Genomic DNA, 22,021 nt, shown 5'->3' on the forward strand with positions numbered 1-22,021 from the left:
GCCGGGCGGAGCAACGGGACAGGAGCGACGCGTCATGACTGAGCGGACGTTGGTACTGATCAAGCCGGACGGCGTAAACCGTCGGTTGGTGGGCGAGATCATCAACCGGATCGAGAAGAAGGGCCTGACGTTGGCGGCCCTGGAACTGCGGCCCGTGCAACAGGCGGTGGCCCGGCAGCACTACGCCGAGCACGACGGCAAGGCGTTCTTCGCCTCTTTGCTGGACTTCATCACCTCGGGCCCGGTGGTCGCTGCCGTGGTGGAGGGCCCGCGCGCGATCGAGGCGTTCCGGCAGCTCGCCGGTGGAACCGACCCGGTGGCCAAGGCCACCCCGGGGACCATTCGCGGCGATTTCGGCTTGGAGACCCAATTCAACTTGGTGCACGGCTCGGACTCGCCGGAGTCGGCCGAGCGCGAGATCGCGCTGTGGTTTCCCGACTTGAAGCCCTCGGTGCAGACGTCGCCGATGACCCTGGCCTGACGCCGGGTTAGCGCCTTTCGTCCGGCTGCTGTGGATTGTGTGGGATACTGACTAACGGGTGAACGTCACCGGATCGGTTTCCGACACCCGAATGAAGACTTCGGCGAGTGCGACGATCGCGATCTGTGATGCGGCGCCGATCGCTGGGCCTCATTCAGCCAGGCACCGAGTCGGTTCAACCCGAGCCCCTCGGAGCGAGACCACTACAAGCCCGGAGAAGCGATCCGGGCCCATAACGAGAAGTCCTCGAGTGGCCGCGTCGTAACGACGCGCCCGGGGGCTTGAGGAGACTTACGTGGAAGACCCTTCTCTTTTCAAAGGCTTCGAAGGCCCTGAGTTCAAAGGCCCTGAGTCGGAACGAGCAGCAGTTGCCGCCGAGCCTCAGGAGTTGCCCGAACGACTGCGGGTCCATTCCCTGGCACGGGTCCTGGGCACCACAAGCCGACGGGTTCTGGATGCGCTGACCGAGCTCGATGGCCGGACTCGCAGCGCCCATTCCAGTGTGGACCGCGTCGAGGCGGTTCGGGTTCGCGACCTTTTGGGTGCAACCGGGGAGCCCGCTGTCGGGGGGCTGTTCCAGGAGGCGGGCTCGGCCGAGGAAGCCGACGAGATTCCCGACGAGCCCGAGTCCCGGCTGCTGCTGGAGACCGCCCCGGAACCGGTCGCCACTCGGGCCGACTACATGCCGCTGTTCGTCGCACCGCAGCCGGTAGCTCTTGACCGCGCGGTGGTTCGCGCCGCCGAGGACGACGTCGCCGATGACGATGACGATGACGACGAGCCCGGCAGTGCCGAGGCTGAGGCCGACGTTGACTCCGACGCCGACGATGGTGACCGGCCCGCCAACCGGCGCCGCCGCCGTGGTCGCCGCGGCCGGGGCCGCGGCCGCGGCTCCGAAGGGTCAGCATCCGACGATGTTGCGGACTCCGAGGACGAGACCGAGGACGACGATGTCGCCGCGGAACCGGAAGAAGCCGGGGACGCCGAGGACAGCGGCGACGAGGACAGTGGCTCGGGTGAAGACGCAGGCAACCGGCGTCGTCGGCGGCGTCGTCGGCGCAAGGCCGGGACCGGCGAGGACGATGACACCGCCGCGTCGGATGACCCGCCCAACACCGTCGTGCACGAGCGGGCCCCGCGGGCCAAGACCAACCGATCCGCCAAGGGTGACCGGGGGACCGGTGACGACGAGATCCAGGGCATCACCGGCTCGACCCGGCTGGAGGCCAAGCGGCAGCGCCGCCGCGACGGCCGCGACGCCGGCCGCCGTCGCCCGCCGATCCTGAGCGAAGCGGAGTTCCTGGCCCGCCGAGAGGCCGTGGAACGCCGGATGGTGGTCCGTGATCGCGTCCGGACCGAGCCGCCGCACCAGGGTGCCCGCTATACCCAGATCGCCGTGCTCGAAGACGGCGTGATGGTCGAGCACTTCGTCACGTCCGCCGCGTCGACCTCGCTGGTGGGCAATGTCTACCTGGGCGTGGTGCAGAACGTGCTGCCGTCCATGGAAGCGGCCTTTGTCGACATCGGGCGGGGCCGCAACGGCGTCCTCTACGCCGGTGAGGTGAACTGGGAAGCGGCCGGGCTTGGCGGCGCCAACCGCAAGATCGAGCAGGCCCTCAAGCCGGGCGACTACGTCGTCGTACAGGTCAGTAAAGATCCGATCGGTCACAAGGGTGCCCGGCTCACCACCCAGGTGTCGCTGGCCGGCCGCTACTTGGTCTACGTGCCGGGTGCGTCCTCCACGGGAATCAGCCGCAAGCTGCCGGACACCGAGCGTCAGCGACTCAAGGAGATCCTGCGCGAGGTGGTTCCCGCCAACGCCGGTGTGATCATTCGCACCGCTTCGGAGGGCGTCAAAGAAGAAGACATCCGGACCGACGTGGAGCGACTCCAGGAACGCTGGAGCCAGATCGAGGCCACCGCGGTCGAGACCAAGGGCAAAGCGGCCGGTGCCGCGGTAGCGCTCTACGAAGAGCCCGATGTGTTGGTGAAGGTGATTCGGGACCTCTTCAACGAGGACTTCTCCGAGCTGGTGGTCTCCGGCGACGACGCCTGGGCCACGATCAACGAGTACGTGGGCTCGGTGGCGCCCGAACTGGTGTCGAAGCTGACCCGCTACCAGTCGCCCACCGGTCCGGACGGCCAAGCCGGTCCCGACGTGTTCGCCGTGCACCGCATCGACGAGCAGCTCGCCAAGGCACTCGACCGCAAGGTCTGGCTGCCCTCTGGCGGAACGCTGGTCATCGACCGGACCGAGGCGATGACGGTGGTCGACGTCAACACCGGCAAGTTCACCGGGTCCGGGGGCAACCTCGAGGAGACGGTGACCAAGAACAACTTGGAGGCCGCCGAGGAGATCGTGCGGCAGCTTCGGCTCCGCGACATCGGCGGGATCATCGTCATCGACTTCATCGACATGGTGTTGGAGTCCAACCGAGACCTGGTGCTGCGCCGGTTGACCGAGGCGCTGGGCCGGGACCGGACGCGTCATCAGGTCTCTGAGGTGACGTCCCTGGGGCTGGTGCAGCTGACCCGTAAGCGATTGGGCACGGGGCTGATCGAAGCTTTTTCGACGTCGTGTCAGCACTGCGCCGGGCGTGGCATCGTGCTGCATGCCGACCCGGTGGATTCGGCTGGGCCGGGCCGCAAGTCCGAGCCGGGTGGCAGCACTACCAGCCGTCGCAGCAAGCGCTCGAAAAAGCCGAAGGTCGATGAGCCGGCGGTCGTCAAGGTTCCGGTGCACACTCCGGGTGACCATCCGATGTTCAAGGCGATGGCCGCGGCCAGCGACCGGCACGACGAGGACGATGAGCACGAGACTGCGCCCGACGCCGACGAGCAGGTGGTGGTCCTCACCGATCGGAGCGCCGACGGCACCGAGGAGGCCGAAGGCGCCGACGAGGTCGGCGAGGACGACCTGGAATCCGACGCGACCGATGAGGACCGTGCGGACTCGGATGGGGACGCTGACGACGAGGTCGTCGACGATGACGACACCGACGACGACGATGACGATGACGATGACGACGACGTCGAAGAAGTCGATCTCGACGAGGACGACGATGACGACGATGACGATGACGACGTCGAAGATGTCGATCTCGATGACGATGACGATGACGATGACGATGACGATGACGATGACGATGACGATGACGACGACGATGACACCGACGATGACGATGACACCGACGATGACGATGACACCGACGATGACGACGACACCGACGATGACGACGACACCGACGATGACGACGACACCGACGACGACGACGAAGACCTGGACGTCATCGACGAAGCCGACGATGTCGAGGAGCCCGAAGCGCCTGTTGCGCTGGTCGAGCGTCCGCGGCGGCGGCGCGCGGCGGCCCGGCCTGCCGGACCTCCGATCTAAGGCGGGCCGGTTTGACCCCTTAGCTGCTGGTCACGTACCCTTGACCAGTTGTCGCCAGGCGGGAATAACCACAGCTCGGCGGACAGAACCCCAGACACCTGCGCAAGTCCCGATGGCGTGCGCGCCTGAGAAGCAGAGGTAGAAACCAACGATGGCGACGTACGCAATCGTCAAAACCGGCGGCAAGCAGTACAAGGTAGCCGTTGGCGACGTGCTTAAGGTTGAGAAGATCGAGTCCGAGCCGGGATCGTCGGTCTCGCTGCCGGTCGCGCTGGTCGTGGACGGTGCCACCGTCACCACCGACGCCGCCAAGCTGGCGAAGGTCGCGGTCACCGGCGAGGTGCTCGAGCACACCAAGGGCCCCAAGATCCGCATCCACAAGTTCAAGAACAAGACCGGCTACCACAAGCGGCAGGGTCACCGTCAGCAGCTGACCGTGCTCAAGGTCACCGGAATCAAGTAGCAGCAGGAGGCAGCGAGATGGCACACAAGAAGGGCGCTTCCAGCTCACGTAACGGGCGCGACTCAAACGCCCAGCGACTCGGCGTCAAGCGATTCGGCGGCCAGGTCGTCAAGGCCGGCGAGATCTTGGTCCGCCAGCGCGGCACCCACTTCCACCCCGGCGTCAACGTCGGGCGCGGCGGCGACGACACCCTGTTCGCCACGGCACCCGGTTCGGTTGAGTTCGGTGTGAAGCGCGGCCGCAAACTCATCAACATCGTGCCTGTCGCCCGCGACTAGTCGCCGGCGTAACTGGGCGCCGTAGGGCGCCGGATAGGTAGTAACGCCATGTCCCGGTTCGTCGACCGCGTTGTCATCCATGTGCGGGCCGGCGACGGGGGCAACGGCTGCGCCTCTATTCACCGGGAGAAGTTCAAACCGCTCGGTGGCCCCGACGGGGGTAACGGTGGGCGCGGCGGCAGCGTCGTGCTGGTCGTGGATCCCCAGGTGCACACCCTGCTGGACTTTCACTTTCGGCCGCACATCGACGCGGCATCCGGCAAGCAGGGCCAGGGCAACAACAAGGACGGCGCTTTCGGCGCCGACCTGGAGATCAAGGTTCCCGACGGCACCGTTGTGCTCGACGAGCACGGTCGACTGCTGGCCGACCTGGTTGGGACCGGTGCCCGGTTCGAAGCAGCCGCCGGTGGGCGAGGCGGCTTGGGCAACGCGGCCCTGGTGTCGCGCGCCCGAAAGGCGCCCGGCTTTGCGTTGCTGGGGGAGAAGGGCGAGACCCGCGACCTCACCCTGGAACTCAAGACTGTCGCCGACGTCGGGCTGATCGGATTCCCCTCCGCGGGCAAATCCGCACTGGTGTCGGTGATCTCGGCAGCCAAACCCAAGATCGCCGACTATCCGTTCACCACGCTGGCACCGAACCTGGGCGTGGTCTCGGCCGGCGACAGCACTTTCACCGCGGCAGACGTGCCCGGCCTCATCCCAGGCGCCTCGACCGGGCGTGGACTGGGATTGGAGTTTCTCCGGCACATCGAACGGTGCGCGGTGCTGGTCCACATCGTGGACTGTGCGACCGCCGAACCTGGTCGCGACCCCCTCTCCGATATCGAAGCGATCGAAGCCGAACTGGCTGCCTATACCCCCACCATGCAAGGGGATTCGGCCCTCGGTGACCTGGTGGACCGGCCAAGGGCAGTGGTGCTCAACAAGATCGACGTGCCCGAGGCGCTGGAGATGGCGGAGTTCGTCCGCGACGACATCGCCGACCAGTACGGCTGGCCGGTGTTCATGGTCTCGACGGTGAGCCGTGCCGGCTTGCGGCCGTTGACGTTTGCGCTGGCCGAGATGGTGTCGGCGTATCGTGCGGCGCAGCCGGAGCCGGTGGCGCGCCGGCCGGTGATCCGCCCCGTGCGCGCCGGCGATACCGGGTTCACCGTGGAAGCCGACGGCGAGGGCGGCTTTCTTGTGCGCGGCACACAGCCCGAGCGTTGGGTGCATCAGACCAACTTCGATAACGACGAGGCGGTCGGCTACCTGGGTGACCGGCTGGCCCGGCTCGGGGTCGAGGACGAACTGCTCAAGCGGGGTGCCAAGCCGGGCTGTGCGGTGACCATCGGGGAGATGACGTTCGACTGGGAGCCCGCCACGCTCGCCGGGGTGGACATCACGTTGTCCGGCCGGGGAACCGACACACGGTTGGAGCGCACGGATCGAGTGGGCGCCGCGGAACGTAAGGTTGCACGCAAGCAGCGTCGTGAGCAGCCGGAGGAGTCGTGAGCCACGGTCAATCCGCGGCACGCGAAGCGATTCGCACCGCGCGCAGTGTCGTGGTCAAGATCGGAACCACCGCCCTGACCACGGAGATCGGCATGCTCGATGCCGCGCGGCTGGCCGGGCTGGCTGAGGCGATCGAAGCCCGGATGAAGGCCGGTTCGGACGTGACGATCGTGTCCTCGGGCGCTATCGCGGCCGGCCTGGAGCCGCTTGGCTTGTCAAGGCGGCCAACGGATCTGGCCACCAAACAAGCCGCCGCCAGTGTGGGCCAGGTGGCGTTGGTCAACGCGTGGAGTTCCGCCTTCGGGGGATTCGGCCGCACCGTCGGCCAGGTGCTGCTCACCGCCCAGGATGTCGCCATGCGGGTGTCGCACACCAATGCCGCTCGCACCCTGGACCGGCTGCGTGCCCTGCACGCCGTAGCTATCGTCAACGAGAACGACACGGTGGCCACCAACGAGATTCGGTTCGGTGACAATGACCGGCTCTCGGCGCTGGTGGCGCATCTGGTGGGCGCCGACGCGCTGGTGTTGCTCTCCGACATCGACGGTCTCTATGACTCCGACCCGCGCAAGGGCCCCGCCCGCCTGGTCTCCGAAGTGTCTGGGCCGGATGATCTCGCTGACGTAGTAGCCAGCGAAGGCAGTCACCTGGGCACCGGTGGGATGGTGTCGAAGCTCTCGTCGGCGTTGCTGGCGGCGGATGCCGGAGTCCCGGTGTTGCTGGCCGCCGCCACCGACGCGGCTGAGGCACTCTCCGACGCGTCGGTGGGAACGGTCTTTTCGCCTCGGGCGCAACGGTTGTCGGCACGCAGGTTCTGGGTGCGTCACGCCGCGGATGCGGTTGGGGTGCTGACGCTGGACGCCGGTGCGGTGGAGGCGGTGCTGACCCGGCGTGGCTCCCTGTTGCCCGCCGGGATCACCGCTGTCGCAGGCCGGTTCTCCGGCGGCGACGTGGTGGAGCTGTGCGACCCGCACGGTTCTGTGGTGGCACGCGGCGTTGTCGGCTATGACGCGACGGAGTTGGACGCAATGATCGGCCGGTCCACCGCGGAGCTGGCGCCGGACGCCCGCCGCCCGGTCGTCCACGCCGACGATCTGGTCGCGGTCTAGTACCAGCCGACATGGGCACCGTATTCACCATCGACGGGGCCGGGTGGAGCGGGTTTCTCCGGTTCATGTGCCGCGGCGCGGTCACCAGAGGCAGTACGGTTCGCAACGTCAAGTACCCGAATACCTACTTCGCCGGTCTGCGCTACGTCCCTGCGGTGGAGGCGGTTCGGCGCGGCGCACAGGCACTCGACGACATGCTGGTCGCGCACTTCGCCGACTCGCCGGACGCCGACGAGGTGTTGGTCTACGGCGTGAGCATGGGCTCGCAAGTTGCCTGCAAGTGGCTCCGTGAGTGGGGGCCGACGTCGGCGGTTCCGGTCGACAAGGTGTCGTTTCTGCTGCTGGCCAACCCTGAACAGCCGTTTCACGGCATCTATCGGGCCGACCCCACGCTGGTGACCTTCATGCGACTGCCGGACTATGGCGGCGTCGGAGTACCGGCGAATACCCCGTTTGCGGTGACCGACCTGTGCCGTCAGTACGACGGCATGGCAGATTTCCCGAATCGTCCTGCAGCGCGGGTCGATTCGCTGGCTGTTCGAAATGCCCTGCTGGGCCTGGTGCTGATCCACAACAACTACTTCAGGGTCGATATCGGCAGCACCGACAACATTCGGGTGAGTCGCGGCAATGTCAGCTATGTCTTCTCGCCGACGCGCGTGCCCCCAGCCTGCACGATGAGCAGATTGCTTCCCGCCCGGCTGAGGCGGCGCCGTCGCATTATCGAGAACTCTTATGACCGCTCGGCCTGGGGCGGGCCGACCGCGCCATAGTGTCTGGACCGGTTTACTTGGCGGGTGTGAGGTAGAGCGCCCCCCACACGACTTCGGTCAACGCGGTCGCGAGCTCGGAGTCGTAGTCGGGGCCATGATTCGGCAGGTTCTGATAGCAAGCCCTTTCCACCATCCAGGTCAGCGCACTGGCGGTGGTGGCCGCGGGCAACTCGCGGCGAATGGAACCGTCATCCTGACCGTCTTCGATGACCTGCGCCGCCCGGCCCGCGATGGCGGCCAGAAGCTCCCGGTAAGTGGCTGCCACCTGGGGGTCGTAGCCGGCCATCTCGCTCAGGGCGACCAACAGCGGCTGGTGCTGTCGATAGCTGGCGATGATGGCGGTCATCGCAGCGCGGACATCGTCGGGGTCCCGGCGCTGCGCCACACCCCACCATCGCTGGCCACTACTGGCCAGGTCGCCGAATACCTGTCCGGCGAGCCGGCGCAGCAGATGGCCCTTGTCCTCGAAGTAGATGTAGAAGCTGGCGCGCGACATTCCGGCCTCGGTGGCGAGGCGGTCGACGCTGAGCTCGGTGTAGCTGGCGCCCGCGCTCATCAGGCGCTCGGTGGCGTCGAGCAGGCGCCGCTCGATCTCGGCACGCCGATCCTGGCGGCCCGTAGGGGGCTTGCGGGTCACAGAGGCCACGTCGGCAAGCGTACTGGCTGAGGCAACATCTTGACTAGACATACTGTCTAGATTTATTGTCGGCGATGATCCGACTGTGATCGGTGTCATAAGACCAGGAGGTCAGATGTCAGCTCCATCCGCCACGATCCACGGATACGACCCCGTCGACCTGTCCTCGCGTGCGTTTTGGTCCGGCACCGCGGCCGAGCGGGAGCGCTCATTCGCGACACTGCGCTCCGAGCGGCCCGTCAGCTGGCATCCACCGGTGGAAGATGCCCTGCTCAACGATCCCGACGACCCCGGGTACTGGGCCGTCACCCGACACGCCGACATCGTCACCGTGAGCCGCACCAACGAGGTGTTCTTGTCGGGTAAAGGCGTTCAGTTCGAGAACATTCCCCAGGAGATGCTGGAAACCACCCAGTCCTTCCTGGCCATGGATCCGCCCCGGCACACGAAGCTGCGCAAACTGGCCACCGCGGCCTTCACGCCCCGGCAGATCAGGCGCATCGAAGACTCGATCAAGTCCAACGCCGCAGCGATCGTCGCCGAACTGAAAGCCGCCGGCAGCGGGGCCGACTTCGTCGAGTACTGCGCCAAGGAACTGCCACTACGCACCTTGGCCGACATGGTCGGCGTGCCGGATTCCGAGCGCGCGCAGGTGGCCCATGCCGCCGACGCTCTGGTGTCGACCAACGATCCGGCCTACCTCAACGGACGTGACCCGATGGCGGTGATGGGCGAGAACATCATGTATCTGCATCAGGTGGCCGGCGCATTGGCCGCCCAGCGCCGCGAGCACCCCGGTGACGACCTGTTCAGCAGCCTGGTCAACGCCGAGGTGGACGGTGACCGGCTCACTGACGCCGAGGTATCCGCCTATTTCGTGTTGCTGGCCGTGGCGGGCAATGACACCACCCGCCAGACCGCCAGCCACGCCTTGCGGGCACTCACCGACTTCCCTGCGCAACGTGCCTGGTTGGTCGACGACTTCGACCGCCGGATCGGGACCTCAGTCGAGGAGTTCGTCCGCTACGCGACGCCGGTCATGACGTTCCGGCGCACCGCCGCAACCGATTACGAGCTTGGCGGACAGACCATTCGGGCCGGTGACAAGGTCGCGATGTTCTACGCCTCCGGGAACTGGGACACGCAGGTGTTCGATCAACCCGACCGTCTGGATCTGAGTCGCGACCCGAACCCGCACCTGGGTTTCGGTGGGGGCGGGCAGCACTACTGCCTGGGAACCCACGTGGCGCGTGCGCAGCTGCGCGCACTGTTCGGGGAACTCCTGCGCGAGTTGCCGCAGATCGAGGCCGGCGAGCCCGAATACCTAGCGGGCAGCTTCATCCACGGGATCCGTGCCCTGCCCTGCACCTTCTGACCCGGGGGACTGTGCCAGGGGCTGACCGAAGTGCCGCCCCGTGGCGTCCTTGCCGACTGCGGTCAGCACGACGACCGCGAGAAGCGTCGGGACCACCGTGACGACCAGGGCGTAAGGGTAGCCATGGGAGGCCGCCAGGTGCTCTTGGATCGGCAGGTTGAACGCGGCGAAGAGGTTGCCGAGCTGATAGGTGACCCCCGGGTAGAAGCCGCGGATGGCGTCCGGTGACATCTCGGTCAGGTGGGCCGGGATCACGCCCCAGGCGCCCTGTACGCAGACCTGGATCAAGAACGAACCAAGACACAGCATGCCGGCGGTGCGCGACAACGCGAACAGCGGCACGATCGGCAGGCCCATCAGGGCGGCCCAGATGATCGCGTAGCGCCGGCCCAGGCGCTGCGACAGCGATCCGAAGAGCAGCCCACCGATGATTCCGCCGATGTTGTAGATCACCGCGATCCACTTGGCCGTGACATGGGACAGGCCCGCGCCGTCAGCGGAGGTCAAGAAGGTCGGGTAGATGTCGTGGGTGCCGTGGCTCATCCAGTTGAACGCCGTCATCAGCAACACCAGGTAACAGAACCTGCGGATCACCTTCGCGTCGGTGAACACGTCACGAATCTTGGTGCTGGTCAACCGCATCTGATCTTGGGTGGCCTGCCAGACCTCGGACTCGGTGACGCGGTAACGGATGAGCAGGCTGACCATGGCCGGCAGGATGGAGAGTCCGAACAACCAGCGCCAGGACAACCCCAGCACGTCGTTCACCAACAGCGAGGCGACGGTCGCGGCCAAGTAGCCGAACAGGTATCCCTCCTGTAGCAGCCCGGAGAAGAACCCGCGGCGCTCGGCGGGGATCTTCTCCATGGCCAGCGCGGCGCCCAACCCCCACTCGCCGCCCATCCCGATCCCGTACAACAGGCGCAGAATCACCAGCACGGTGAAGGTCGGCGCGAAGGCGCACAAGAAACCCACCGTCGAGTAGAAGATCACGTTCACCATCAACGGTATTCGCCTGCCGACCCGGTCGGCCCACAGCCCGAAGACCAGGGCGCCAAGCGGGCGCATCATCAGGGTGGCAGTGGTGAGAAACGCAACCTCGGTCTTGGTATGGCCGAAGGTCTTGGCGATGTCGGCGTAAACGAACACCACGATGAAGTAGTCGAAGGCATCCATCGACCAGCCCAGTACTGCGGCGAGGAATGAATTGCGCTGGTCCGGCGTGAGCCGCTGCTGTGTCACCCGAGCATAGTGCCGGATTTCGGCGTGCCTGTGGGCCCAGAATGCGCGTTTGTTTACGCGGGACGCAGGGTATGTGCTCCGGAATCGAGCCGCCGGGCGACAATGGCAGGTAATGGACGCTTCTGGGGACTTCTTCAACGCCTACCGTCACGGGTTCGCGCGGGTCGCCGCGTGCACTCACCGCACCACTCTCGCCGACCCGGCCGCCAACGCGGAGTCGGTACTGCGGCTGGCCCGGGAGTGTCACGACGACGGCGTCGCGGTCGCCGTTTTTCCCGAGCTCACGCTGTCCGGCTACTCCATCGACGACATTCTGTTGCAGGACACCCTCCTCGATGCCGTCGAAACGGCACTGGTCGAGCTCGCCGCCGCCTCGGAGGCGCTGCTGCCGGTGTTGGTGGTAGGGGCGCCGCTGCGCCACGGGCACCGGGTGTACAACACGGCCGTGGTCATCCACCGTGGGCGGATTCTCGGGGTGGCCCCCAAGTCCTACCTGCCTACCTACCGGGAGTTCTACGAGAGCCGCCAGATGGCAGCCGGAACCGGGGAGCATGCGGCGGTGCGAATCGGCGGGGCGCAGGTCCCATTCGGGCCAGACCTGTTGTTTACCGCGACAGACCTGCCCGGGCTGGTCCTGCACGTCGAGGTGTGCGAGGACATGTTCGTACCTATTCCGCCCAGCGCAGGCGCGGCGCTGGCGGGAGCCACGGTGCTGGCCAATCTGTCGGGCAGTCCGATCACCGTCGGGCGGGCGGAGGACCGCGCGCTGCTGGCCCGGTCTGCGTCGGCACGTTGTCTGGCTGCCTACCTCTATGCCGCCGCCGGCGAGGGCGAGTCGACCACCGATCTGGCCTGGGATGGCCAGACGATGATCTGGGAGAACGGCACACTGCTGGCCGAGACCGAGCGTTTTCCCACCGGTGCACGCAGGTCGGTAGCCGACGTCGATCTGGGATTGCTACGCGCTGAGCGGCTGCGGATGGGCACCTTCGACGACAACCGCCGACAGCATCGGGATGCGGCGGCGCAGTTCCGCACCGTCGAATTCCGCCTGTCACCACCGGCCGGGGATATCGGACTTCGCCGCGTGATCGAGCGGTTCCCGTTCGTTCCTTCCAATCCGCAGCGGCTGCAGCAGGATTGCTACGAGGCGTACAACATTCAGGTGTCGGGTCTAGAGCAGCGACTGCGGGCACTGAGTTTCCCCAAGGTGGTCCTTGGGGTATCCGGTGGGCTCGACTCCACACACGCCCTGATCGTCGCCGCCAGGGCCATGGACCGGGAAAACCGCCCGCGCAGTGACATTCTGGCTTTCACGCTCCCCGGATTCGCCACCGGTGACCACACCAAGGCCAATGCCGCCGCATTGAGCAAGGCGCTTGGGGTGACGTTCGCTGAAATCGACATCCGTGACACTGCGAAGTTGATGTTGACCGAACTCGGACATCCCTTCGCTCGGGGTGAGGCCGTCTATGACGTCACGTTCGAAAACGTCCAGGCCGGCCTGCGTACCGATTACCTGTTCCGGATCGCCAACCAGCACGGCGGCATCGTGCTGGGCACCGGTGACCTGTCCGAACTGGCCCTCGGGTGGTCCACCTACGGGGTGGGCGATCAGATGTCGCACTACAACGTCAATGGTGGGGTTCCCAAAACCCTGATCCAGCACCTGATTCGCTGGGTGATCAACTCCGGTGAGTTCGACACCGACGTCTGCGCCGTGCTGGCATCTGTGCTCAACACAGAGATCAGCCCTGAGCTGGTTCCGGTGGGTGAGGGTGAGGAGATCCAGCGCAGCGAGGACACCGTCGGCCCCTATGCGTTGCAGGACTTCACGCTGTTTTCCGTGCTACGCCACGGGTTCGCGCCGGCCAAGATCGCATTCATGGCATGGCATGCCTGGCATGACGCCGCAGCCGGCTCCTGGCCACCGGGCTACCCGGCGGACGGACGGACGGCCTATACCCTGGCGGAGATCCGTCGCTGGCTGAAAGTCTTTGCCCAGCGGTTCTATTCGTTCAGCCAGTTCAAGCGGTCCGCGCTGCCCAATGGGCCGAAGGTGTCACACGGGGGTGCGCTGTCGCCACGGGGAGACTGGCGGGCTCCATCGGACATGTCCGCGCGGATCTGGCTTGACGAGATTGAACGGGACATTCCACCCGAGTAGGCCAAGTGCCTGAGGTCGACGCTCTGAGAAGGTAGGACTATGCCCACTGTCTTGATCGAAGTTCGCCGCCACTACTCGCAGGCCGAGGAAGTCGCGATCATCGACGCCGTCCACAGCGCTCTGGTGACCGCTTTCCAGATACCGGCAAAGGACAAGAACGTCCGGTTGGTGGTGCATGAGCCGCACCGCTTCGCGGTGCCCGCACAGCTCGCCCAGCCCGAGTTCCGGACCTTGGTCTCCATCGACTGTTTCTCCGGCCGGTCAGTGGAGGCCAAGCGACTGCTCTACGCCGGCATCGTTGAAAATCTTGCAGAACTTGGTATTCCAGGCGACCACGTGATGATCACCCTGCACGAGTCGGATCGCGACAACTGGGGTATCCGGGGCGGGCAGGCGGCCTCCGATGTCGATCTGGGGTTCACAGTTCAGGTGTGACGCCAGCCAGCGCGGCGTCGATCGCCGCGATGCGCGGGGCACAGTTTCCCGCTCCGGCCACCAGAGTTGCCAACGACCCCGCCACGGTGGCGCGTGGTAACGCATGGTCGATACCACCCGCCCATCCGGCGGCCAGAACGCCCGCGAAGACGTCGCCCGCACCCGTGGTGTCGATGGCAGCTACCGCTGGTGCAGGAACTCTGCGGGTTACGCCGTCGCCCCGATAGTGCGCTCCGCGTGAGCCGAGAGTGACCACGAGGTGCGGCACCTGGTGACCGACGTGCGCGGCTTCGGATTCGTTGACCACCGCCACGTCCGTCAGGTCGATCAGCCCGGCCAGCTCAGCCGGGTCCGCGGCAGGCGGCGACACGTTGAGCATGACCGTCGCGCCGGTGGAGCGGGCAAGGGTGGCGGCCTCCAGCGCTACCGGGACCGGAATCTCCAGCTGCATCAGCAACACGTCGCAACCCGAGATCAGGGCACGCTGGACCGAGTCCAGGCTCAGGTGCGCGTTGGCCCCGGGGACCACCATGACGGTGTTCTCGCCGGCCGGATCCACCGTGATGACCGCCGAGCCACTGGGGCCGGCCACCGTCGAGAGGCCGTCCGTTCCGACGCCGTTGTCCTGCAGGTGCCGCCGCAGCCGCGATCCGGCGTTGTCGTCACCGACGGCACCGACGAACTCCACCAGCGCTGCCGCCCGTGCCGCAGCCACTGCCTGGTTGGCGCCCTTTCCGCCCGGGTGGGTGCTGGGCGGGGAGGCCGCAACGGTGTCGCCGGGGCGGGGGAGCGCGGTGACGGCGAACACGCAGTCGGAGTTCACGCTGCCCACCACGCACACCCGCGTCGCCATGGGTTCCAGCTTGGCATTCGCGAACGCGGGATGTCGCGTATCCCCTAGGGTGGAGAACCATCCGGCAACCGGGGAAGGGAGCGGCCGAGTGGACCCGGCACTGTCGACAGTGACGACACCAAACAATGAGCCCCGGTATCAACGGTTGGCGTCGCGGCTCAGCATAAAGACCAAGCTGATGGTTGTTCTGCTGCTCACCAGCATCGTGTCGGTTGCGGTCGTCGGATTCGTCGAGTTCCAATTCGGCGCACAAGAATTGCAGCGCGCCGGCATCAACAAACTGGTGGTGGCGCGCGAGGCGCAGCGGCGTGCTGTCAGCAGCCTGTTCGAAGAGATGACCAATTCGCTGGTCGTCTTCAGCGGGGGAGTAACCGCGACGAGTGCACTCAAGGCGTATTCCGCCGGATTCAACGAACTCGCCACTGCCGCAGTCACACCCGAGCAGCAGCGCAGCATCGTGGGCTACTACCAGGACCGCTTCACCAAGGCACTCGCCGAACGCACCGACGAGCAGGCCGACCTCGCCGCGCTACTGCCCACGTCGAACGCTCAGCGTTACCTGCAAGCGCACTACACCGCGGCCGGGGCGGCCAGGAACCTCGATGACGCCGGTGACGGCAGTGCGTGGTCGGCGGCCAACGCGCAGTACAACGATCTCTTCGCCCAAACCGTCCACCTCAACGAATACCTCGACGCGCTGTTGTTGGACACCCAGGGCAATGTGGTCTATTCGGTCAACAAGGGGGTGGACCTGGGCACCAACGTGCTCACCGGCCCCTACCGTGAGTCCAGTCTGCGTGACGCCTACCGCAAGGCATTGGCGGCCAACGCGGTGAACTTCGTGTGGATCACCGATTACGAGACCTACCAACCCAACTTGGACACCCCCACCGCCTGGTTGGTGTCGCCGGTCGGAAACAAGGGCGCCGTCGACGGCGTGATGGCCTTGGCTCTGCCCAGCGAGAAGATCACCCGGATCATGACCGCCGACCGTGACTGGGACGCCGCCGGGCTGGGCCAGACGACGGAGACATACCTGGCCGGTCCGGACGACTTGATGCGCTCCGATTCGCGTCTGTTCCTGGAGGATCCGGAGCGATACCGGAGGGAGGCCGTGGAGGCCGGCACGTCGCAGGCGACGGTGGAGCGGGCGCTACGGCTGGGGACCACCACCTTGGTGCAGCCGGTGAACGGACCGGGCTTGCAGGCCGCACAGCGCGGTCAGACCGGCACGCTGACCAGCGGCTACGACTACCTGGGCAAGCGGGAACTGACCGCGTACTCGCCATTGACTGTGCCGAACTCGGACCTACAGTGGTCGATCCTGGCGACCAGGGAGTACTCCGATGCCTTCGCCGGAGTCACCGCCTTCAGCAGAAGAGTGGTGCTGGCCACCACCGCGGTCATCTTCGCCATCTGTGTGCTGGCGATGCTGGCCGCCCGACTCTTCCTGCAACCGATCCGGCGACTGCAGGCCGCCGCACAACGGATCAGCGCCGGCGATTACAGCGCGGTAGTGCAGCCCCGGTCCTCCGACGAGATCGGCGAGCTGACCAAGGCATTCAACGACATGAGCTACAGCCTTCGGACCAAGCAGGCCCAACTCGACGAGCAGCGCCAGCAGAACGATGAACTGCTGCTGTCCCTGATGCCGGAGTCGCTGGTACAGCGCTACCGCGGGGGCGAGCAGGGCATCGCCGATCAACATCACAACGTCACAGTGATCTACGCCGAACTGCAGGGCATCGACCAGCTGTCCACGGAGGTCTCCGCGAGCGAATTGGTCACGATCGTCGACGAACTGGTCAGACAGTTCGACGCGGCCGCCGAAGCGGTGGGAGTGGAACGAATTCGGACCATGTACAACGGCTATCTCGCCGGCTGTGGCCTGACCACGCCGCGGCTTGACGGCGTCCATCGCATCGCGGAGTTCGCGTGCGAGATGCAGCGGATCGTCGATCGGTTCGCCGTCAAGTCCGGCTACCGGCTGAGCTTGTGGGCCGGTGTCAACACCGGCGAGGTGATCAGCGGACTGGTCGGCCGATCCGGCGTCACCTATGACTTGTGGGGCTCTGCGGTCAACCTCGCGTATCAGTTGCGCAGGGAAACGCCGGAATCCGGCATCTACGTCACTGAGTCGGTGCGTGACATGCTCGGCGACACCGAGGAATTCGTCTTGGTCGGCACCGTCAGAAGTGGTGACGCCGAAGAACAGGCCTGGAGATTGACGGAGGCACCGTGAACGTCTTCGGGCCGTGGCTCTATTGGGCGATCGGGGTCGCAGTCGGATTTCCCACGGGCCTGGTCCTGCTCACCGAAGGTCATGGCGCGCTTGCGCGCAGAGGAAGTCATCTGGCTCGGCCGGTGGCGCTGGCCCGCAACTACCTGTTGCCGCTGGGGGCGTTGCTGGTGTTGCTGGCGAAGGTGGCCGGAGTACGGGGTGAGGATCCCACAGTACGGATCATCTACACCGCGTTTGGCGTGGTCCTGCTGGTGCTGCTGCTGTCGGTTCTCGACGTCACCTTTTTCCAGAGCGCGCCGAAAGGCTCGTGGCGGGGCCGGATACCGACCATCTTCGTCGATGTCGCCCGCTTCCTGCTGATCGGTGTCGGCCTGGCGTTGACGCTGTCTCATGTCTGGGGCGCCAGGATCGGCGGCCTCTTTACCGCGCTGGGTGTGACCTCGGTGGTCATCGGTCTGATGCTGCAGAACTCGGTCGGTCAGATTGTTTCGGGCCTGTTCATGCTGTTTGAGCAGCCGTTCCGGATCGGCGACTGGCTGTCCACCCCCACCGCGCGCGGCCGAGTCGTCGAAGTGAACTGGCGGGCGGTGCACATCAACACCGCGGACGGCCTGCAGATCACCCCCAACTCGGTTCTGGCCGGAACCTCGTTCACCAACGTCAGCCGGTCCAGCGGCGCCCATCGGGTGTCCATCACGACCACCTTTGCCGTCGAAGACCCGCCGGATCGGGTGTGTGTGCTGTTGTCGCGGGTGGCCACCGCCCTGCCGATGAGAACCAGCGGCGCCGCGCCGCATGCGGCTGCCCTGGGATCCGGGCAATACCGCACCGCGATCGAGGTGGACTCGCCGAGCGAGGACAGCGCCGCGCAGGCGACCTTTCTGCGGTGGCTCTGGTACGCCTCCCGGCGGGAGGGACTGCATCTTGACGGCGCGGACGACGAGTTCGGTACACCCGAACGGGTGGCCGACGCGCTGCGTACGGTGGTGGCGCCCGCGCTGCGGCTCACCGAGTCCGACCAGCAAGCGCTGGCGCCCTACGCCAGGATGGTGCGTTACGGCGCGGACGAACCCCTGCAGCATGCCGATCAAGTGCCGACTGCGATGACATTCCTCACCGAAGGCAGCGTCCGCGTCACCGGCGCGGACCCGGATTTTGCCGGCGCCACGCTGGGCCAGGGTGCCTTCCTCGGAATCACCACCCTGACCCGCCAATCCAGCCAGTTCGATGCTCGCGCACTGGAGGAGGTAACCGCGGTGGTGATCGATCGTGAACACATCGAGGAACTGGTCAAGACGAAGCCACTGCTCCTGCAGGAACTGGGCCGGATGATCGATCAGCGACGTGAGGCCGCGTTCGCCAATGGTGACGGGTCCGGTCGAAGCGGCTCGTCGCCGTCGACACAGCGGGGCCGTTTTACCTGATCGGGCGTTCGCCGATACGCTGGCCTGATGAGCGTCCCCGTCCTGCCCGACCTGCGCCAAGAGGTCCACGACGCCGCCCGCCGAGCAAGGATCGCATCGCGCTCCCTGACGGCGTTGTCCACCGTGGCCAAGAACACCGCGTTGAACGCTGCGGCCGATGCGCTAGGGGCGCACTCTGACGACATCCTGGCCGCCAATGCGCGCGATGTCGCCGCCGCCCGTGCGGCCGGCACGCCCGAGGCCATGGTGGATCGGTTGGCGCTGTCGAAGGACCGGATCGACGGTATTGCCGCCGGCCTGCGTCAGGTCGCCGGACTGCCCGACCCGGTCGGGGAGGTCTTGCGCGGTTACACCCTGCCGAACGGACTGCTGCTGCGTCAGCAGCGCGTGCCGCTCGGTGTGGTGGGCATGGTCTATGAGGGCCGGCCCAACGTCACTGTCGACGCGTTCGGGCTGACGCTCAAATCCGGCAACGCCGCCCTGCTGCGCGGCAGTTCGTCCGCGGCGCAATCCAACCAGGCACTGGTCGACGTGCTGCGCGGCGCCTTGGTGGCCGAGGACCTGCCCGCCGACGCCGTACAGCTGCTGTCCTCGGTGGATCGCTCCACCGTCACCCATTTGATCCAGGCCCGCGGGCTGGTCGACGTGGTGATCCCGCGCGGCGGGGCCGGGCTGATCGAGGCCGTGGTGCGCGATGCGTTGGTGCCCACCATCGAAACCGGCGTGGGCAACTGCCATGTCTACGTCCATGAGGCCGCCGACCTGGACATCGCCGAACAGGTGCTGCTGAACTCCAAGACTCGACGGCCCAGCGTGTGCAACGCCGCCGAGACCCTGCTGATAGATCGGGCCATCGCCGCGTCTGCGGTGCCGCGGCTGATGGATGCGCTGACCGCCGCCGGGGTTGCCGTGCACGGTGACGCCGACGACGCTGCGGCTGAGGACCACCTGCGCCGCGAGTACCTGGCGATGGACATTGCACTCTCGGTGGTCGACGGGCTCGAGGAGGCCATCGACCACATCAACGAATACGGCACCGGCCACACCGAGGCCATCGTGACCACCAACATGGCTGCTGCCCAGCGGTTCAGCGAACAGGTCGATGCGGCTGCGGTCATGGTCAACGCCTCCACCGCCTTCACCGACGGCGAGCAGTTCGGCTTCGGCGCCGAGATCGGCATCTCCACCCAGAAATTGCACGCCCGCGGCCCGATGGGGCTGCCGGAGCTGACATCGACCAAATGGATCGTGTGGGGCGACGGCCACACCCGTCCCGCCTAAGGAGCCCGTAGCCCGCATGGAAAAGCCCACCACCCCCGCACCACATGCCTCGCTGTTCGCCGACATCGACGACGTGGTCCACCGCCTGGCCGAGACCGGCTACCTGGCGGACACCGCCACGGCCACCGCGGTGTTCCTGGCCGACCGGCTGGGCAAGCCTCTGCTGGTGGAGGGCCCGGCGGGCGTCGGCAAGACCGAGCTGGCCCGCGCGGTGGCCGCCGCCACCGGCGCCGAGTTGGTGCGGCTGCAGTGCTACGAAGGCGTTGACGAGGCCCGGGCGCTGTACGAGTGGAATCACGCCAAACAGATCCTCCGCATTCAGTCCGGCAACACTGCGGGTCACGGTGGCGACTGGGATGCCACCAAGATGGACGTGTTCTCCGAGGAGTTCTTGCTGTCGCGTCCGTTGCTGACCGCGATCCGGCGCACCGATCCGACGGTGCTGTTGGTCGACGAGACCGACAAGGCCGATATTGAAATCGAGGGCCTGCTCCTTGAGGTGCTCTCCGACTTCGCCGTCACCGTCCCGGAACTGGGCACCATCACCGCTACGCGTACCCCGTTCACGGTGTTGACCTCGAACGCCACCCGAGAGCTGTCGGAGGCACTCAAGCGCCGGTGCCTGTTCTTGCACATCGACTTCCCCGACCCGGATCTGGAACGTCGCATTCTGCTGTCGAGGGTGCCTGAGTTGCCCGAACATCTGGCCGCCGAGCTGGTCCGCATCATTGGGGTGCTGCGCGGCATGCAGCTCAAGAAGCTGCCGTCCGTGGCCGAAACCATCGACTGGGGCCGCACCATCTTGGCTCTGGGTATGGACACCATCGACGATGCCACTGTCGCAGCAACTCTGGGGGTGGTGCTCAAGCACCAGTCCGACCAGGTGCGGGCATCCGGGGAACTGCGACTGAACTGATGGTCCGCCGTACCCGCCCGCAGCAGCCGCTGGCCCCGCATGGAATTCCCGGGCATCTCGTGGGGTTCGTCGAGGCGTTGCGTGGGCAAGGCATCGCGGTGGGTCCCTCCGAGACGGTCGACGCCGGGCGGGTGCTGACGGTGATCGGGTTGGACGACCGGGAGGTGCTGCGCGAGGGCCTGGCCTGTGCAGTCCTGCGCCGCCCGGATCACCGGGACACCTACGACGCCATGTTCGACCTATGGTTTCCCGCCGCGCTGGGCGGGCGCACAGTGGTGGTCGACGGGGATGAAGCCGATCCGGAATCCACGCCGCTGCCCGAGGACGCCGAGGACATGCGGTCGCTGCTTCTCGATCTGTTGAACGACAATCCCGAACTCGCCGACACCGATCCGCGATTGTCGGCGATGATCGCCGCCATCGTCGGATCCTTCGGCCAGTACCGCTCAAGTCGTGGCCCGTCCTTCTCGGCCTATCAGGCGCTCAAGGCGCTGGCTCTGGACGAGTTGGAGGGCAAGCTCCTGGCCGGACTGCTCGCTCCCTACGGTGACGAGCCCAGCCCCACCCAGGAGCAGATCGCCAAGGCGATGGCCGCGCAGCGCATCGCCCAGCTTCGCAAGCTCGTCGATGCCGAGACCAAGCGGCGTACCGCCGAACAGCTGGGGCGCGAACATGTTCAGATGTACGGCATCCCGCAACTGAGCGAGAACGTGGAGTTTCTCCGGGCGTCCGGCGAGCAGTTGCGTCAGATGCGTCGGGTGGTGGCCCCCCTGGCCCGCACCCTGGCCACGCGGCTCGCGGCGCGACGACGACGTTCCCGTGCCGGCACCATCGACCTGCGCAAGACGTTGCGGAAGTCGATGTCGACCGGCGGGGTTCCGATCGACGTGGTGCTGCGCAAACCGCGCCCGGCCAGGCCCGAGCTGGTGGTGTTATGCGATGTGTCCGGGTCGGTGGCCGGGTTCAGCCACTTCACCTTGCTGTTGGTTCACGCTCTGCGTCAACAGTTTTCCAGGGTTCGAGTGTTTGCCTTCATCGATACCACCGACGAGGTGACGCATCTGTTCGGCCCGGAGGCCGATCTGGCGGTGGCAATACAGCGGATCACTCGGGAATCCGGTGTCTACACCCGCGATGGCCATTCCGACTACGGAAACGCCTTCGTCTCCTTCGTCGAGAACTTTCCGAATGTGGTGTCGCCGCGCAGTGCATTGCTGGTCCTCGGTGATGGCCGCACCAACTACCGGGATCCCGGGGTCAGTGTGCTGTCACACCTGGTGACCGCCAGCCGCCATGCGCACTGGCTCAACCCAGAACCCCAACATCTTTGGGGCAGTGGGGATTCCGCTGTCCCGCGCTACGCCGACGTGATAGCCATGCATGAATGCCGCTCGGCCAAGCAACTGGCCGGGGTCATCGACGCGCTGCTGCCGGTCTAGACCGGGGCGCTCCGTTGA

At 66.4% G+C, this 22,021-nt stretch carries 18 protein-coding genes; 15 read left to right on the forward strand and 3 right to left on the reverse strand.

Annotated features, from left to right (window positions below; translation table 11 throughout):
- Nucleotides 1–34: 34 nt before the first annotated feature.
- The 7 genes from ndk to G6N09_RS15225 all read left to right on the forward strand — a co-directional run bounded on the left by ndk (nucleotide 35) and on the right by G6N09_RS15225 (nucleotide 7,992).
- The gene (ndk, locus tag G6N09_RS15195; RefSeq protein ID WP_083022253.1) at nucleotides 35–481 is read left to right on the forward strand and encodes a nucleoside-diphosphate kinase; all 447 of its coding nucleotides are present in this window, start codon (nucleotides 35–37) and stop codon (nucleotides 479–481) included.
- Between the two features lie 295 nt (nucleotides 482–776).
- The gene (locus tag G6N09_RS15200) at nucleotides 777–3,875 is read left to right on the forward strand and encodes a ribonuclease E (protein ID WP_083022255.1); all 3,099 of its coding nucleotides are present in this window, start codon (nucleotides 777–779) and stop codon (nucleotides 3,873–3,875) included.
- Between the two features lie 151 nt (nucleotides 3,876–4,026).
- Nucleotides 4,027–4,338: a 50S ribosomal protein L21 gene (rplU, locus tag G6N09_RS15205; protein WP_046286653.1), complete on the forward strand. Its 312-nt coding sequence runs from the start codon at nucleotides 4,027–4,029 to the stop codon at nucleotides 4,336–4,338.
- Between the two features lie 17 nt (nucleotides 4,339–4,355).
- The gene (rpmA, locus tag G6N09_RS15210; protein ID WP_083022256.1) at nucleotides 4,356–4,616 is read left to right on the forward strand and encodes a 50S ribosomal protein L27; all 261 of its coding nucleotides are present in this window, start codon (nucleotides 4,356–4,358) and stop codon (nucleotides 4,614–4,616) included.
- A gap of 48 nt (nucleotides 4,617–4,664) precedes the next feature.
- Complete coding sequence (gene obgE / locus G6N09_RS15215; protein ID WP_083022258.1) at nucleotides 4,665–6,110, forward strand: GTPase ObgE; 1,446 nt, start codon at nucleotides 4,665–4,667, stop codon at nucleotides 6,108–6,110.
- Complete coding sequence (gene proB / locus G6N09_RS15220; RefSeq protein ID WP_083022260.1) at nucleotides 6,107–7,219, forward strand: glutamate 5-kinase; 1,113 nt, start codon at nucleotides 6,107–6,109, stop codon at nucleotides 7,217–7,219. Before obgE ends, proB begins: the two co-directional genes overlap by 4 nt.
- Before the next feature lie 11 nt (nucleotides 7,220–7,230).
- A complete protein-coding gene (locus G6N09_RS15225) occupies nucleotides 7,231–7,992 on the forward strand; it encodes a PE-PPE domain-containing protein (RefSeq protein WP_083022262.1) in 762 nt (253 codons plus the stop codon).
- A 13-nt stretch (nucleotides 7,993–8,005) separates the two neighbouring features.
- Here the strand turns inward: G6N09_RS15225 and G6N09_RS15230 are convergent, their stop codons facing one another.
- Nucleotides 8,006–8,638: a TetR/AcrR family transcriptional regulator gene (locus tag G6N09_RS15230; RefSeq protein ID WP_083022263.1), complete on the reverse strand. Its 633-nt coding sequence runs from the start codon at nucleotides 8,636–8,638 to the stop codon at nucleotides 8,006–8,008.
- Nucleotides 8,639–8,744: 106 nt separating this feature from the next.
- Between G6N09_RS15230 and G6N09_RS15235 the strand changes: the two genes are divergently transcribed.
- Entirely contained in the window at nucleotides 8,745–10,004 is a 1,260-nt protein-coding gene (locus tag G6N09_RS15235; RefSeq protein ID WP_083022265.1) for a cytochrome P450, read from the forward strand.
- Here the strand turns inward: G6N09_RS15235 and G6N09_RS15240 are convergent.
- Entirely contained in the window at nucleotides 9,954–11,246 is a 1,293-nt protein-coding gene (locus tag G6N09_RS15240; protein ID WP_234806856.1) for an MFS transporter, read from the reverse strand. The two genes, G6N09_RS15235 and G6N09_RS15240, sit on opposite strands and share 51 nt — an antisense overlap.
- Nucleotides 11,247–11,358: 112 nt before the next feature.
- Between G6N09_RS15240 and G6N09_RS15245 the strand changes: the two genes are divergently transcribed.
- The gene (locus G6N09_RS15245; RefSeq protein WP_083022267.1) at nucleotides 11,359–13,413 is read left to right on the forward strand and encodes an NAD(+) synthase; all 2,055 of its coding nucleotides are present in this window, start codon (nucleotides 11,359–11,361) and stop codon (nucleotides 13,411–13,413) included.
- Nucleotides 13,414–13,452: 39 nt separating this feature from the next.
- Nucleotides 13,453–13,848 carry a tautomerase family protein gene (locus G6N09_RS15250; RefSeq protein ID WP_083022268.1) on the forward strand — a complete coding sequence of 132 codons (396 nt, stop codon included), beginning with the start codon at nucleotides 13,453–13,455 and terminating at the stop codon, nucleotides 13,846–13,848.
- On the opposite strand, the gene G6N09_RS15255 is transcribed toward G6N09_RS15250, so the two are convergent.
- Nucleotides 13,832–14,701 (reverse strand): ribokinase, encoded by an 870-nt coding sequence (locus G6N09_RS15255; protein WP_083022270.1) that lies wholly within the window; start codon nucleotides 14,699–14,701, stop codon nucleotides 13,832–13,834. The two genes, G6N09_RS15250 and G6N09_RS15255, sit on opposite strands and share 17 nt — an antisense overlap.
- Nucleotides 14,702–14,879: 178 nt before the next feature.
- Here G6N09_RS15255 and G6N09_RS15260 point away from each other — a divergent pair, with 178 nt between their 5' ends.
- Genes G6N09_RS15260 through G6N09_RS15280 form a run of 5 tightly spaced genes read left to right on the forward strand, consistent with a single transcriptional unit; the run spans nucleotide 14,880 to nucleotide 22,003 of the window.
- Nucleotides 14,880–16,943 carry an adenylate/guanylate cyclase domain-containing protein gene (locus G6N09_RS15260; RefSeq protein WP_234806857.1) on the forward strand — a complete coding sequence of 688 codons (2,064 nt, stop codon included), beginning with the start codon at nucleotides 14,880–14,882 and terminating at the stop codon, nucleotides 16,941–16,943.
- Nucleotides 16,940–18,367: a mechanosensitive ion channel domain-containing protein gene (locus G6N09_RS15265; RefSeq protein WP_083022274.1), complete on the forward strand. Its 1,428-nt coding sequence runs from the start codon at nucleotides 16,940–16,942 to the stop codon at nucleotides 18,365–18,367. The genes G6N09_RS15260 and G6N09_RS15265 overlap by 4 nt, the downstream gene beginning before the upstream one ends.
- Nucleotides 18,368–18,394: 27 nt before the next feature.
- A complete protein-coding gene (locus tag G6N09_RS15270; RefSeq protein WP_083022276.1) occupies nucleotides 18,395–19,648 on the forward strand; it encodes a glutamate-5-semialdehyde dehydrogenase in 1,254 nt (417 codons plus the stop codon).
- Between the two features lie 16 nt (nucleotides 19,649–19,664).
- A complete protein-coding gene (locus G6N09_RS15275; RefSeq protein WP_083022278.1) occupies nucleotides 19,665–20,564 on the forward strand; it encodes an AAA family ATPase in 900 nt (299 codons plus the stop codon).
- Nucleotides 20,561–22,003 carry a vWA domain-containing protein gene (locus tag G6N09_RS15280; protein ID WP_407662697.1) on the forward strand — a complete coding sequence of 481 codons (1,443 nt, stop codon included), beginning with the start codon at nucleotides 20,561–20,563 and terminating at the stop codon, nucleotides 22,001–22,003. Before G6N09_RS15275 ends, G6N09_RS15280 begins: the two co-directional genes overlap by 4 nt.
- Nucleotides 22,004–22,021 lie beyond the last annotated feature (18 nt).

It is taken from the genome of Mycolicibacter minnesotensis (assembly GCF_010731755.1).
Lineage (GTDB): Bacteria > Actinomycetota > Actinomycetes > Mycobacteriales > Mycobacteriaceae > Mycobacterium > Mycobacterium minnesotense.